Origin of the sequence: Myxococcus sp. AB025B (genome assembly GCF_006518215.1) — a bacterium.
GTDB lineage: Bacteria > Myxococcota > Myxococcia > Myxococcales > Myxococcaceae > Myxococcus > Myxococcus fulvus.
Window position 1 is genome coordinate 1 of record NZ_SRLW01000079.1, and the last position, 13,504, is coordinate 13,504.

The 13,504-nt window shown below is 71.3% G+C and carries 10 protein-coding genes and 1 pseudogene; 3 read left to right on the plus strand and 8 right to left on the minus strand.

The genetic code is table 11. The features are described from left to right. Positions 1 to 214 (minus strand): annotated as a pseudogene (locus FL311_RS15505) (sigma-54-dependent Fis family transcriptional regulator); the annotation flags it as partial. 214 nt (positions 215 to 428) lie between these two features. Here FL311_RS15505 and FL311_RS15510 point away from each other — a divergent pair. Beyond that, the gene (locus tag FL311_RS15510) at positions 429 to 1,184 is read left to right on the plus strand and encodes an RNA polymerase sigma factor (RefSeq protein WP_194869211.1); all 756 of its coding nucleotides are present in this window, start codon (positions 429 to 431) and stop codon (positions 1,182 to 1,184) included. On the opposite strand, the gene FL311_RS15515 is transcribed toward FL311_RS15510, so the two are convergent. Both FL311_RS15515 and FL311_RS15520 read right to left on the minus strand, forming a co-directional pair. Further along, on the minus strand, positions 1,120 to 2,481 hold the full coding sequence (locus FL311_RS15515; RefSeq protein WP_141325921.1) for a TAXI family TRAP transporter solute-binding subunit: 1,362 nt from the start codon (positions 2,479 to 2,481) through the stop codon (positions 1,120 to 1,122). The genes FL311_RS15510 and FL311_RS15515 overlap by 65 nt on opposite strands. Before the next feature lie 60 nt (positions 2,482 to 2,541). Next, positions 2,542 to 4,035: a hypothetical protein gene (locus FL311_RS15520; protein ID WP_141325922.1), complete on the minus strand. Its 1,494-nt coding sequence runs from the start codon at positions 4,033 to 4,035 to the stop codon at positions 2,542 to 2,544. 344 nt (positions 4,036 to 4,379) lie between these two features. Here FL311_RS15520 and FL311_RS15525 point away from each other — a divergent pair, with 344 nt between their 5' ends. Beyond that, positions 4,380 to 6,386, plus strand: a complete 2,007-nt coding sequence (locus FL311_RS15525; RefSeq protein ID WP_141325923.1) for a hypothetical protein — start codon at positions 4,380 to 4,382, stop codon at positions 6,384 to 6,386. A 67-nt stretch (positions 6,387 to 6,453) separates the two neighbouring features. Here the strand turns inward: FL311_RS15525 and FL311_RS15530 are convergent, their stop codons facing one another. The 4 genes from FL311_RS15530 to FL311_RS15545 all read right to left on the minus strand — a co-directional run bounded on the left by FL311_RS15530 (position 6,454) and on the right by FL311_RS15545 (position 11,344). Next, positions 6,454 to 7,380: a PD40 domain-containing protein gene (locus FL311_RS15530; protein ID WP_141325924.1), complete on the minus strand. Its 927-nt coding sequence runs from the start codon at positions 7,378 to 7,380 to the stop codon at positions 6,454 to 6,456. A gap of 147 nt (positions 7,381 to 7,527) precedes the next feature. Continuing rightward, a complete protein-coding gene (locus tag FL311_RS15535; RefSeq protein ID WP_228556893.1) occupies positions 7,528 to 8,385 on the minus strand; it encodes a LytTR family DNA-binding domain-containing protein in 858 nt (285 codons plus the stop codon). Between the two features lie 7 nt (positions 8,386 to 8,392). Next, positions 8,393 to 9,523, minus strand: coding sequence for a sensor histidine kinase (locus FL311_RS15540; RefSeq protein ID WP_141325941.1), 1,131 nt, complete (start codon positions 9,521 to 9,523; stop codon positions 8,393 to 8,395). Between the two features lie 162 nt (positions 9,524 to 9,685). Beyond that, complete coding sequence (locus FL311_RS15545) at positions 9,686 to 11,344, minus strand: M14 family zinc carboxypeptidase (RefSeq protein ID WP_141325925.1); 1,659 nt, start codon at positions 11,342 to 11,344, stop codon at positions 9,686 to 9,688. Between the two features lie 79 nt (positions 11,345 to 11,423). On the opposite strand from FL311_RS15545, the gene FL311_RS15550 reads away from it, so the two are divergent. Further along, positions 11,424 to 11,882 (plus strand): YaiI/YqxD family protein, encoded by a 459-nt coding sequence (locus FL311_RS15550; RefSeq protein WP_141325926.1) that lies wholly within the window; start codon positions 11,424 to 11,426, stop codon positions 11,880 to 11,882. A 10-nt stretch (positions 11,883 to 11,892) separates the two neighbouring features. Here the strand turns inward: FL311_RS15550 and FL311_RS15555 are convergent, their stop codons facing one another. Then, positions 11,893 to 13,350, minus strand: coding sequence for a glycoside hydrolase family 6 protein (locus tag FL311_RS15555; protein WP_141325927.1), 1,458 nt, complete (start codon positions 13,348 to 13,350; stop codon positions 11,893 to 11,895). Between the last annotated feature and the right edge of the window lie 154 nt (positions 13,351 to 13,504).

Genomic DNA, 13,504 nt, shown 5'->3' on the forward strand with positions numbered 1-13,504 from the left:
CCCCCTCCCCCACGCGCGTGAAGAGCGGCTCGTTGCGCGACAGGACCACCTCACGCCCCGCGAGCAAGGCCTCCATCACGTAGCGCTCCCCCACCCTCGACGCGAGCGGATGGGAGACCAGCGTCAGCGCCGGCGCCAGGGGCGCGGACTGGGAGTCACCGCCACGCCGCGGGGGGCTGGCGGTGGAGACATCATCGAGGAATCGCCGCGACATGAGGGGGACGCTCGGCACCGGAGCCGGGGTTCTCCTCCAGGCTACACCGAGGAGGCCCGGGTCGAGTCTGACGCCAGCCTCCCCGGGCCTTCGGCTGACATGTCAGCGCCCGACGCTGACATGCCAGTCCACGCCTCCGGGCGCCGCCGTCCGAGGGACAGGCCTGGGCATGGCCGTTGCTCAAGGGGGCCTCACACGCAGGGGTGAGCCCACGGTGAAGACTCTCAACGAAACGACGTCGACCCGCTTCTGGGAGCTGTGGCGGCAGCACCAACCGAGGCTCCTCGCCAGGAGCGTGCGCCAGCTCGGAGGCAACCACGCTGACGCGGAGGATGCGCTGGGCGCCGCGATGCTCCGGGCCGCGGAGGCCTGGCCCCGCGAGTCCCACCGCCTCCACAACCCCGAGGCCTGGCTGACGCGCATCCTCCACAACACCTGTGTGGACCAGCACCGCGCACGGGCCCGCCGCGCGGACGACCTCACCGACGACACGTGCACCGAGGCCACGGCCCCCCTCCACGCCCCCTCGCCCGAGCACCTCCTGCTCGAGCGCGAGCGGGCCCGGCTCCTGTGGCGCCACGTCTCCCAGTTGCCGGAAGCCCTGCGCCAGGCCTGCGTCATGCGCTTCGAGCGGGACCTGGATGGACGCACCATGGCCGCACAGCTCGGGCTCACCCACGTGAACACGCGGCGGCGCCTGATGCGCGCCTGTCAGGTGTTGCGCGTGGCCATGACGGCAAGCGTCGACCGAAGCACGCAGAGGGGGCCAGTCACCCGTGCCCCCGTCGCGCGCGTGACGGGCACCGGGCTGTCGCCGGCGCCGGGCGGGTGGAGCACCGAGCCGGGGCCGCCACCTCGCGTCCCCACGCTCCCGGGCGCGGCGCCCCGCGCGAGGTCCGAGCCGACTACGCGCTGGCGGAGTGCGCGTGCGCGTCCGCCCCGTCCCGCCCACCGGAGAGCCGACGGATGAGCCGACGGCGCACCACCTCGATGTGCTCACGGAAGAAGTAGAGGTTCTCCGCGTACGCCAGCGGCATGGGGATGCGATTGACCTCGCGCTCCGCCTCCTCCAGGCGCTTGAGCATGTCCTCGAGCATCTGCTGCCCGGGGTTCTCATCGAGCTGGATTTCAATCTCCTTCAGCCGCGCATACCACCGCACGATGCGCGAGCGCATGCGCCACTGGTACACCGCCGGCACCGCCCGGAACAGCGGCACCACCACCGCGATGATGGGCACCAGCATCACCCACAGCCGGTCCACCAGGTTGGCGGCCCAGAACGGCAGGTAGCGCTGCAGCAGGGGGACCCCCGCCTCGTAGTAGCGCTTCGCCTCGTCGCTGAGCGGGAAGCCCGTCTCGCGCGGCGCGGGGAACTCGGCCGCGCCGTCCAACAGGCCCGCGTTGCCGTGGACCTCGCTGGCCGCGCGCATCAGCAGATACGCCAGCGCCGGGTGCAGCGAGTCTCGCGCCACCAGGTTCGCCGTGGGCGCGATGACCACCACGTCCTCGGCCGGCACGTCCGCGGCCAGGTTGAACACGCCCCGGGGCAACACCAGCCGCGACAGGTACGGGAAGCGCCGCGCGTACGCCGCGCCCCGCGTGAAGCTCAACAGCCGGATGCCGGGCACCGCCGCCAGCCGGTGGATGGCGGGCGACTCGGCCGGAGAGATGAGGAAGATGGCGTCCACCTGCCCCTGCTTGAGCTGCTCGATGGCGGCCTCGCGCTCCAGCGGCATCAGCTCCGTGGGCGCCTCGTCGATGCCGTTCGCCTTCAAGAGCGTGACGGCGAGCGCGCGCGTGCCGCTGCCCTCGGGCCCCACCGCCACCTTGCGGCCCTTGAGCTGGCGCACATCCTCCAAGGGCTCGCCCCGGTAGAACACCCACAGGGGCACGTAGGACAGACTGCCCAGCGACACCACGTTCCCCGCGGCGTCGCCCGGCACCGTGCCGCTCTGCACGAAGGCCACGTCCACGCCCGAGGCCTCGTCCGCCAGCAGCGCCACGTTCTCGATGGAGCCCTTCGTCGAGCGCAGCTCCAGCTTGATGTCGTGCCGGGCCAGGAAGTCCTGGTACTTCCGCGCGTAGTAGCGGAAGCCGCCCTCGTCCTGGGACATGGCCAGCACCAGCGTCTTGGGCGGCGCGGGCTTGATGAAGTGGAACGCGGCGGCGAAGGCGACGCCGATGAGGAGCAGCGCGGGGGTGAGCGTCAGCCACAAATCCCACCGGAGCGTGCGCCGCAGGTGCTGCTTGAGGGAGTCCGCCGTCATGGTGGGCGCGGAGTATAGACATGCCTCCGCGCCCACATCCGAACCTTGGTGGACCGAGGACTACGGGCAGTCAGCCGGGCAGACGGTGGTCGTCTCCCACGGCTGGCACGTGGCATCCCCGCACGAGGCGTTCAGGAACGTCTCCAGCACCGCCTTGCGGTGGGGCAGGAAGACGTTGGTGAGCGCCGGGGAGATGCGGTAGCGCGGGCCGAACACCCCCGAAAGCGGGTCGAACTGCTCGCCCACGTGCACGAAGCCGCCCGACGGTGGCCAGACGAGCCCGCCGCCCAGGTTGGCGCCGTTGCTGTTCTCGTGGCAGCCGGCGCACGACAGCGCCATGGAGCGCGCCACCACCTGCTGCGGCGTCAGCGTGCTGCCCGCCGCGGCAATCGCCGCCTGGACGTTGGTGTGGAAGGGGCTGGGGCCCGGGCCGAACTGCGCGACGTACTGGTTCTCGAGCACCCCCACGTGGCTCTGCCCGCTGTTGAACGCGTCCGGGATGGTGTTGTTGAACAGGTTGATGTCATTGACGGCCAGCGCGGGCACCTGTCCGGGGAACACCGTGTTCTGGAAGGCGGGCGCGAGCGCGTGTCCGGAGGCCGGGTTGAACAGCGTCCCACCCGGGTTGACCTTCACCGTCACCGGCACGAAGCGCAGCTGGCAGGGAGTGGCGCCGCACATCGTCCGGCGCACGCTGAACTCCCGCAGCGTCCACGGCCGCCCGATGAACTGGTTGGTGCGCACCTGCCCCGTCGCCACGCTCCCGGAGCGGTTGCCGTAGTTGTCGATGTGCACCACCGGCATGACGCCCGCGCCCGGCAGGCCGTTGAAGTAGAAGCCCTGCAGCGCGGCGATGCGGGACGACAGCGTGGTCATCCCCGTCAGCGAGGCCCAGAAGTTGGCGACCGGCTGACAGCCATTGAGGCCCGCGGCGGGGTTGGGGTTGGGCAGCACCGCCTCGAAGATGAGCAGGTTGCGATTGCCCCCGCCCGGGATGCCCGAGCGCTTGCCGAAGACGATGCGGTACTCACCGCAGTCGCTGCCCGACACCGGCGCCAGGTCGAAGCGGTTGACCAGCGCCAGCGGGATGTACTCGTCGGGGTTGGTGCCCGGGTTGATGAAGGGGTTGACGAACGCCTGGTTCGACTCCGGCCGCGGACACTCGAAGGGGAAGGTGTTGAAGACGGGCAGACAGCCCGGGGGCGCCTGCGTGCTCCACCAGTCCTGGAAGAGCGCCAGCGGCGTCAGGCCCGCGACACCCGACTGCGTCACCAGCTGCGTCATCACCCGCAGCAGCGTGAAGTTCCTCACGATGGCGTCCTCGGTGACGATGAGCGACGCCCGAGGGTCCACCGTGATGGCCATCGCCGACGGCCCGCTCGGCAACGGCAACATGCCGATGCCACGACGCTCCGGATGACGCGCCGGGTCCGCCTCCACCACCTCGGGCACCGGTGACTCGGGCTCCACCGCCGCGTCCCCACACGCCGAACCCAGGGCCAACAGCGCGCACACCACTCCCACGCGCCAGCTTCCCTGGCGCATTTCAAACATGCGTTGCATTCGCGTTCTCACACCCGCGCGGACGGCCGCGCCCCCTGCCAGGGATGAGCAACTCCGGCCCCTGCCGGAATCACGACTTGGCAAGATATGCCGTGATTACACGTTTATACATTGTTCATTGGCATAAATCCACGCAAACCCGCACACGGGGTGACGCGGGAGCAGTGCCATCCCGAAGACGTGAAACACCTCCAGGGTGGGACGGGCGACAGACGCATGGGCGGGTCGTGCGGGCTCTGGGCGGGGGAGATGCGCAGCATGATGCGGGGTGCCGGTGACACCAGCACTCGCGCGGAGAGGGGGCGCCGCGCCGGGTCATCGAGGGGGGAACATTCATGGACACGACACGACGCGCCGTGCGCGTCCGCGCGAGCTCTCATCTGGCCATCCTGATGACCTGTCTCGTCGGCTGCGGCGGCCGCCTGGAGTCACCCGACACATCCGGTGGGGAGGCCGTGGACCAGCGCGTGGAGTGGGCCTATCAGGACTACTACCGGGTGGACCTGACCCCCTCGGGCGCCTGGGCGAGCAGCCGGCTCAGCCATGGGACGGTGTTCGTGCCCATGCTGCGCCCGGGGACGCATGCCCCCATCCTGGGTCTGGATGGAACACCGCTGCGCTACACGTGTGGTGTCACCTTCATCTCACCGCGCCGGGCCATCACCGCGGCGCATTGCGTGGATGCCACGAACGTGTGGTCCCCCGCGAACCAGCTGCTCGAGGTCCGCATGTATGACCCCATGCGCGCCGACGAGGTGCACTGGGAGACCACGGCCCGGAGCCTGTCGGGCACCTTCCCGCGCTATCGCAAGACGCCGTTGGGGCCGGGCTACGGCACGACGTCCTACGGCTGCCGCGTGGTGGCGCGCTGCGGAGGGCCGTATGGCGACTACCGCTGCCCCGCGGCCTTCCCCCGCGCGGACACCGCGCTGCTCGACTGCGGAGATTCGAGCCCCGGCTGTCGCTATGACTACCTGGGTGTGGCCGGGTCCGAGGGCGAGGGCGTCCCCGTCTCGATGTCGTGGACCCACGAGGTCTACACCATCCCGGCGGACCGGAGCTCCGACCTCTGGCGCCACTACACGCGCTACGCCGGCTACGAGCCCACGCTCAACTACCACTACTACGACGCCCACCAGCTGCTGCCGCTGCGCTCCACGCCATGGTCCCCCTCCGGCCGCCCCCGCGTCTCGCTGGGCGTGACGTCGACGGGCACGGACGCTCGCCTCACCGAGCTGCATGGCTGCCACGGCTCTTCAGGCGCGGGCATCACCCAGCGCAACGCGGCGCTGGGCACCGAGGAGCTGCTCGGGCCCGTGGCCGTGTGGGATTCGTGGGTGTTCCGGGCGCACGACTACGACTTCCTCTGCGAGGACCCCGAGCGCACCGCGCGCGGCCCGGGAGACGCGGGGCTGGGCTACGCGCGGCTGGCCTTCACGCGCAAGCTCGTGGAGTCGAGGAGCGCCTCGGATGTCTGCGATGCCCAATCGCCCGGCCTGTTCCCCAACCTCCACCTGTGGCTGGAGCACGATGTCTGGCTATTGCGCCGCGCCCCGCTCACGCCGCAGGCCTTTCCCAAGCCCTGGCCCTGCGTCGAGGCCACGTGCTCCGCCTGGGAGCGCGTGCGCTTCCCCAACGAGCCGCTGGTGCCCGTCGGGCGGAGCAGCCCCCTCTCGCTGCCGCCCGCGCGGGTGGTCTCCGGCATGAGCTATCGCGTGTCGGTCCGCGTCCGCGCGCTGGAGGCCACGCCGCCGCGAGTCACCCTCACCCTGGGCAGCCAGACGCTCCTGCGCGGAGCCAGGCCCCAGAGCCGTCCGGGCGAGGCCGCGGGGCTCGTCGCCACCACCTTCGTCGCGAACAGCGGAGGCACGCAGACGCTGAAGCTCTCGCTGGAGGCGGACTCCGGCGCCGCCGCGGTGACGGAGTGGGTCGTCGTCTCCGACATGCTGGCCCAGGGCTTCGAGTACCGCTCGCAGCGCGTGGGGGTGGGCATCCTGGAGCCCGGCGCGTCCGTGCCGGTGCCGGCCACGTGGACCCGGGGTGAGACCTCGCGCTTCGCGTCGCTGCTTCGCGGCGGACAGCGGTGGGTGGCGACGCGGCAGGCGCTCGTGCCGGGGCGCGGCTGGGCCGTGGCCTTCGACACGTCGCGCGCCACGCGGGGGATGATGTGCGGCTTCATCACCGCCGACGGGCGGGAGCCACGCATGCCGTGTGACGCGGTGGCGAAGCGGGTGCGCGCCAACTTCCAGCTGGGCACCGCGCAGCCCGTCGCGTTCTTCGTCGACCTGCCCGAGGGCCACCCCGACGTGGCCCTGGACAACCTGCGTCTGCAGTCGCGCTGAGCTGCTCGCGCGGGGCCCTTCCGCCCGGAAGAGGGATGACTCCGGGCGGAAGCGCTCACGCGGTGGCTCAGCGGCTCACGTCGCAGGTGCCGTCGTCGGACAGCAGCCCGCCGACGCGGACGTGGTAGAGCTCCCCGGGGACGAACGGCTCGTACTGGTGGCGCACGAAGTAGAGCGTGCGCTGGTCCGGCGAGAGCGTCGGGTGGTACTCGTCCAGGTCCGTGTTCACCGTCGGCCCCAGGTTGCGCGCCGGCTGCCAGCCACGCCACGTCTTGCGGGCGACGTAGAGGTCACCGTAGCCGTGGCCATCCGGGCGGGCGATGGACGCGAACAGCAGCGTCCTGCCGTCCGCGAGGACGTTGGGGTTGAACTCCCAGTACTCGGTGTTGATGGCGGGCCCCAGGTTCTCCGCGGGGCCGTAGGAGCCGTCGTGACGCGGGCGCGAGCGGTAGATATCCCAGCCGCCGTAGCCGCCCTCACGGTCCGAGCCGAAGTACAGCGTGCCCTCCGCGTCCACGCTCGGGTAGAGCTCGTCGGCGGTGCTGTGGACCGCGGCGCCCAGGTGACGCGGCTCGCCCCAGCCGCCATCGCGGCGACGCTCCACCACCCACATCTCCACGTCCGCGCGCGGCTGGCCGTTGACGGGACGGATGGAGGAGAAGAAGAGGCGGCGGCCGTCGGGGGAGACGAACGGGTCGATGTCCGAGTACACGCCGGAGAAGGACGCGGGGCGGGGCTGCGTCCAGCGGCCGTTGCGCCACTCGGAGAAGACGATGGTGGCCTGACGCGTCTCGGGGAAGAAGCCGGCGCTCACGCCCCAGAACGCGGTGCGGCCGTCCGGCGTGAAGGCGATGCGCCACTCCTCCTGCTCGGGCAGGGAGATGAAGCCGGGGGAGAGCACCTCCGGCGTGCTGGGCGCGGAGGCGGAGGCGGACGTCGCGACGGACAGCGCGAGCGTCGCGAGCAGCGTGGGGATGCGACGGGACGACGACATGGTGAGCTCCTCTCGGGTGTGGCGGGAGGAGCCGGGCTCGCTCACGCCATGGCCGTACAGGTACGCGGAGCCCGCTCGCCTGTCCGGGAAGCGGGGATGAAGCGAAGGGGGCGCGGGATGGATGGCGCGCCACCAGGGACGGCGCCTTCAGCGGGCGCTGTCGCTTCCCAGTCCCAGCGCGGCCTCGACGCGCGCGCGGTGGCTGCGACCGGTGCGCACGGCGGTACCGCTCGAGCCGAGCACCAGCAGGTACTCCCCCTGGGACAGCGGCTCCGCCTCGCGCACCTGGTCCAGGTTCACGAGCACGGAGCGGTGCACGCGCAGGAAGCGCCGCGTGTCCAGGCGCTCCTCCAGGTGCGTCAGCGTCTCGCGCAGCACGTGCTGCTCCGCGCCCACGTGGACGCGCACGTAGTTGGCCTCGGACTCGACGTGGGAGATGGCGGAGCAGTCGACGAAGCGGATGCGCCCGTCCACCTTGACGGGCAGACGCCGCAGCGGGGCCTCCGCCAGCGCGAGCCCGGACAGGAGCGCCTCCTGCCGAGCCACCGCCTCACCCCGACGCACCAGCCGCACCTGCTGGCGCGCGCGGGCGAGCGCGGCGCGGAAGCGCTCCTTGTCATAGGGCTTGAGCAGGAAGTCCAACGCCTGGGCCTCGAAGGCGCGCACGGCGTGCTGCTGCCACGCGGTGACGAAGACGACCACGGGCAGCGACTCGGGCGGCAGCGCGCGGAGGACCTCGAAGCCGTCGCCCGCCGGCATCTCGACGTCCAGCAGCAGCACGTCCGGCGAGGACTGGAGCACGCCGCGCACGGCCTCCGCGCCACTGGCGGCCTCGGAGACGAGCTCGACGTGCGGCTCCGCGGCGAGCAATGCGCGCAGGCGCGAACGGGCGAGCGGCTCGTCATCCGCGAGCGCCACGCGAAGCACCGACGGCTCCGCCGCTTCACCACCGCCCATCATCACCCGGCCCTCCCAGACGCGCGCTCCATCACGACACGCCGACACGCGGCGCTCATGCGGCCACCCGCTCCGCGCCGGGCGCGTCATCGAGCGGAACCCGCAACTCCACCACCGCGCCGCGAGGCGTCCCCGCGCGCAGCTCCAGCGCGGCCCGAGGCCCGTACAACGTCGCCAGCCGCGCGCGCAGGTTCGACAGCCCCACCCCGCCACCTCGCGGAGGGCCGCTCGCGGGAGGCCCCATCCCGTCATCGCTCACACGCAGACGCAGCACGTCGCCCTCCCGCTCGGCGGAGATTTCGATGCGCCCGGGCTCCGCGCGCGGCGCCAGCCCATGACGGATGGCGTTCTCCACCAACGGCTGCAACGCCAGATACGGCACGCGCGCGTCCAGCACATCGGGCCCCAGCCTCCAGGCGACCTCCAGGCGAGGCCCGAAGCGCGTCTGCTCGATGTCCAGGTACGGCGCCAGCGCCTGTTGCTCCTCGCGCAGCGTCACCTCCTGCCGCGCATGGGACTCCAGGCTGTGGCGCAGCAAGTCCCCCAGGCGCGCCAGCATCTTCTCGGCTGCGTCCGGGTCCAAGTGGACCAGCGAGGACACGGCGTTGAGCGCATTGAAGAGGAAGTGGGGGCGCAGCTGCGACGCCAGCGCCTGCAGCCGCGCCTGCGCGAGCTGCGCCTGGAGCTGGTCGGCTCGCCGCTGACGCACGTGCGCGCGGCGCGCCAGGCCCAGCGCATGCGCTCCCGCTGTCAGCAACACGAAGGGCAGCAGGTTGTTGACGACGCTCTGCGCGAGCACGTCGAGCACCTGCGGCGTGCGCTCGTACCAGCCGATGAGGTCCTGCGTGAGCACGACGAAAGTCGCCCGCCCCAGCACGACGACGAGCAGCGCCCCTCCGTGGAAGCCCAGCGCCCGCCGCAGGTGCCCCCGCGACAGGGGCACCCGCTCGGACAGGCGCAGACACATCACCGTGATTGGCACCCACAGCAGGGAGCTGGCCAGCGACATCCGCCACAGCGCCCCCTCGACGACCTTCAGCTCGCCGATGCGTTGCAGCAGCTGCGTCTGGCTCACGGAGATGAGCGCATCCGCGAGCCACCACCCCAACGCCCCGAGCCACACGGCCCAGGACGGCAGGGGCTCCACCTCATCCACTCGGGGACGAACCGGCTCCGCGTCGCGCATGCGCACGGAGGCTAGCCATCTCCCGGGACCGCTTCCACGGGCCCTGGGATGAACCGCGCCGCCTCAGGGATGAACGGCGTGCCCCCCGTCAGGCGGGCACTCCAGCGTCGCGGTGACGTTGCCACCCTGCTGGACCCCGACCCGCGCCAGGGCCCTTGGGCCTCACTCCGCCTTCTTCGGCGCGGGAGCGGGGCTCACCACGCGGTGCACGGGGTAGTAACCGCCCACCTCCAACAAGGTGTCCAGGAACTGCCACCGGCAGAAGCCGTCATCGGAGTGCGGCTCCAGCAGGTAGACGGCCAGCGTGCCCGCGCGCTGCGCGGTGGGGACGCGGAGCGTGCCCTGGGCGAACTCGCGCTCGCCGCGCTCGGGCGACACCGTCAGCACCGTCTCGAAGCGCACCGGCTTGGGCTTCTGGCTCAGCGGCACCTCCGCCTGCCCCGGCGGCGGCACATTGGCGGCCACGTCCGGGCTGAAGGTCTCCTCGCGCCGGGCGATGCGGTAGCTGTCCACCAGGAAGCGCTGCGCCTTGGGGAGCACCTCGAAGCGGATGCCCTGCGACTCCAGCCGGGGCGCCAGCGCCGCGGGCACCAGGTACGCCTCCGGCGTGCTCACCGACTGCGTCGGGATGAAGGTGCGGAAGTGCGGCACGCGGTAGACCTTGCGCTTCTTGCCCGGGAAGCGCCGCTCCGTGACGCTCTTCTCGTCGAACGCCTGGATGCGCGCCACGTCACCGGGCTTCACGTAGGCCGGGTAGTCGAACGTCAGCTTCCCCTCCCCGTCCCGCGTGGCCACGCCGTAGTTGATGCCCACCAGCGTCTGCGGATCCGGCGTGGTGCCCCGGGCGATGATGGCCTCCTCCTGCGCCTGGGTGAGCGCGCGGTACGTCTTCGCGCTCCGGGCCGCCTCGCGAATCAGCTCCAGCAGCCACGCGTACATCACCGCGCAGCGGCGCGGGAAGTCGATGTAGCTGTACGTCTCCAGCAGCACGTCCAGCCGCCCGAGCAGCCCCCGGTAGTGGCTGCCGAAGCGCGGCAGCGCCGGGTACGTGTGCCAGCCCGAGGTGGGCACGCCCTCCTCGCGGTAGTTGCCGTACCAGAAGCTGTCGAAGCCGTGGCGCTTCTGGACCGCCTGCGCGACGCGGTCCAGCATCTGCCGGTTGTAGTCACGCAGCTCCTGGAACAGCGGCTCGTTGGAGTGCGACGTGTCGTAGGTCAGGTCGAAGTCGTGGATGCTGCCGTCGGTGGTGTGGCAGTCGATGAACAGCTCCGGCCACCACGTCTGGTGCAGCTTCGCCATGGCGCGCGTCTCCGGCGCCTCCTGCTTGGTGCTGTCGCGGTTGAGGTTCCAGCCCTCGCCCGTGTAGCGCGTGCCCACGCCGCCCGCCGGGTTGACCTGCCCCTCCAGGTCCTGGAGGTTCAGCTTGCGGTTGTTGGGGCTGATGCGGTCATTGCCGTCCGGGTTGAAGTTCGGCACCAGCACCAGCACCAGCTTGTCGAGCAGCTTCTGGCCCAGCTTCGTGAGCGTCAAATCCCGCGCGAGCGCGAGCACCGACTCCTTGCCCTCCACCTCGCCGGCGTGGATGTTGGCCTCCACCATCACCACGACCTTCTTCTGCTTGCGCGCCAGCTCCGGCGTGAAGCAGCCGCGGTCGCTCACCACCAGCGACACCAGGGGCTGGCCCTCGCCGCTGGTGCCGAAGTCCACCCGTCGGGCGAGCTTCGTGCGGCGGCAGAGCTCGTCGATGAAGGCGAGCACGTCGGAATGACGCGAGGTTTCGGCGTGATTCGAGGCTTCGGCGCGGGTGAGCAGCTCGGACATGGGCGCGCATCCGAGCGCCACGCCTGGGCGTCGTCAAGCACTTCATCTTCGCGCCTGTCCACGCGAGGATGCGAGCGCCATGCGAATCTGGGTCGACGCCGATGCCTGCCCCACGCCCGTCCGCGACATCCTCCTGCGCGCCTCACAGCGCCTGAAGGTGCCGCTCGTCTTCGTGGCCAACAAGTCCCTGTCCCTGCCCCGCTCGGAGCTCGTCTCCACCGTGCAGGTGGGCGCGGGGCTGGACGTGGCGGACCAGCACATCGCCACCTCCGCCCAGAAGGGAGACCTGGCCGTCACCCAGGACATCCCCCTGGCGGCGCTGCTGGTGCCGCGCGGCGTGGTGACCCTGGACCCGCGCGGCGAGCTGTTCTCCGAGGAGAACATCGCCGAGCGGCTGTCCGTGCGGAACTTCATGCAGGAGCTGCGCGAGAGCGGCGTCGTGACGGGCGGCCCCAGCGGCTTCAACGCCCAGGACCGCCAGCGCTTCGCCGCCACGCTGGACCGCGAGCTGGCCCGGCTCCTGCCCAAGCGAGGCTGAGCTGCGCCCGTCAGGTGCCGTCGATGAGCCGGAGGGCCAGGTCGGGGCTGAACGTGCCCGCGGGCGTGTTCGGCGCGATGCCGCAGTTGCCGTCGGAGTCCCCCGGCACCTTCACCCACAGGAGCAGCTCCGCCCCGCCGCCCACCTGGGACGTCACGCCCAGCCGGCGGCCGCCGGGGTTGCACCACTCGCCGTTGTGCCCGTTGCCATTGCGGCTGGTGTCCACGACGAAGGGCTTCGTGTAGCCGTAGCGCGAGGTGAGCGCGGTGTTGACGTGGGTGCCGTACGTCGTCGACTGCGCCGTCGTGTAGAAGTTCGACACGTTGAGCGCGAAGCCGCGGATGTTGCGCACGCCCGCGGACTCCAGTCGCTGCGCCATGGTGTCCGCGCCAATCCAGTTCGCGTTGCCGCCGTCCAGGTAGGCCCAGGTGTTGGGCGCCCTGTCGCGCAGCTGCTCCGTCGCGTAGCGCAGCAGGCCCAGGCGCGTCTGGCGCTCGGTGTCGTTGGGCAGACAATCCAGCTGCGCGACGGCGTCCGGCTCGATGATGACGATGGCGGGACGGCTGCCCAGGCCGGTGACGAAGGCGGAGATCCACGCGCGATAGGCCTCCGGGCTGCCCGCGCCGCCGCCGGAGTGGCTGCCGCAGTCACGCCCGGGGATGTTGTACGCCACGAGCACCGGCAGCTTGTCGGCCGTGTCCGCCGCGCCCACGAAGCTGGACACCGCGGCCGTGATGTCGCCGCTCCAGTTGCCGAACCAGCGCGCCCCCGGCTTGCTCGCGATGGACGTCTGGATGCGCGAGGCGCGCGAGTCCCCGCCGTTGTTGCGCACCCAGACGGCCGGGTTGGAGTGGGGGTCCACATAGAAGCCGCTCGTCATCGCCACCGGCCCGCCGCCGCCCGGATTGCCTCCGCCCGAGGTGGTGAGCGAGATGTTGTCCAGGAACAGCGAGAAGGCGCCCCGCCCGCCCACCTGGAACGTCACCTGCCCCGCCGCCGTCGCGAGATTCGAGGTGAAGGGGAAGGTGAACGTGCGCGCCGTGCCATCCAGCGTGATGTTCTGGTCCAGCGGCGCGGTGTACGGCGCCGCGCCCAGCTGCACCGTGGCCCGCACCGTCACGTTCGCCGTCGCGGAGGCGGTGAAGGTCAGCGTGTAGGCCTGCCCGTTCGCGAGCGCGATGTGGTCCTGCCCCATGGGCGCGTCCCACGGATTCGCCGTGTCGCCCGTGACGTTGACGCGCAGCCGGCCGTTCTCCACCACCGACTGAGTGTTCGGTCCACTCCACCAGGGTGACGTCTGCCCGTTGCTGAAGTCTCCGTTGACCACCAGCTCCACCAACGGCGAGGCCCGCACGCCGGTCGACTCCGGCGCTGGCGCGGGCGTCTCCGACGAGGACGGACCACACGCCGCCACCAGCGACGCCGCGAGGAAGAACGGTACCCAACCCACCTGCGGACGCAGTTGCATGAAACAATTCCTCCTGCCCGGAACCGGATGCCAGGAATTGACGTCCAGCGAGTCACGGGCCCGTGGCGGCCTGGAGAACCCAGGCTGCCGCGCCGAGGGAATATGGGCGGGTCTTTCTGGTTTTGCCAGCATCAAGACACACAAGCCCATCAGG

Excerpts from the sequence above, each read along its gene's own strand:
- FL311_RS15515 (WP_141325921.1), bottom strand. The coding sequence starts at position 2,481 with ATGACGGCGGACTCCCTCAAGCAGCACCTGCGGCGCACGCTCCGGTGG.
- FL311_RS15520 (WP_141325922.1), bottom strand. The coding sequence starts at position 4,035 with ATGTTTGAAATGCGCCAGGGAAGCTGGCGCGTGGGAGTGGTGTGCGCG.
- FL311_RS15525 (WP_141325923.1), top strand. The coding sequence starts at position 4,380 with ATGGACACGACACGACGCGCCGTGCGCGTCCGCGCGAGCTCTCATCTG.
- FL311_RS15530 (WP_141325924.1), bottom strand. The coding sequence starts at position 7,380 with ATGTCGTCGTCCCGTCGCATCCCCACGCTGCTCGCGACGCTCGCGCTG.
- FL311_RS15540 (WP_141325941.1), bottom strand. The coding sequence starts at position 9,523 with ATGCGCGACGCGGAGCCGGTTCGTCCCCGAGTGGATGAGGTGGAGCCC.
- FL311_RS15545 (WP_141325925.1), bottom strand. The coding sequence starts at position 11,344 with ATGTCCGAGCTGCTCACCCGCGCCGAAGCCTCGAATCACGCCGAAACC.
- FL311_RS15550 (WP_141325926.1), top strand. The coding sequence starts at position 11,424 with ATGCGAATCTGGGTCGACGCCGATGCCTGCCCCACGCCCGTCCGCGAC.
- FL311_RS15555 (WP_141325927.1), bottom strand. The coding sequence starts at position 13,350 with ATGCAACTGCGTCCGCAGGTGGGTTGGGTACCGTTCTTCCTCGCGGCG.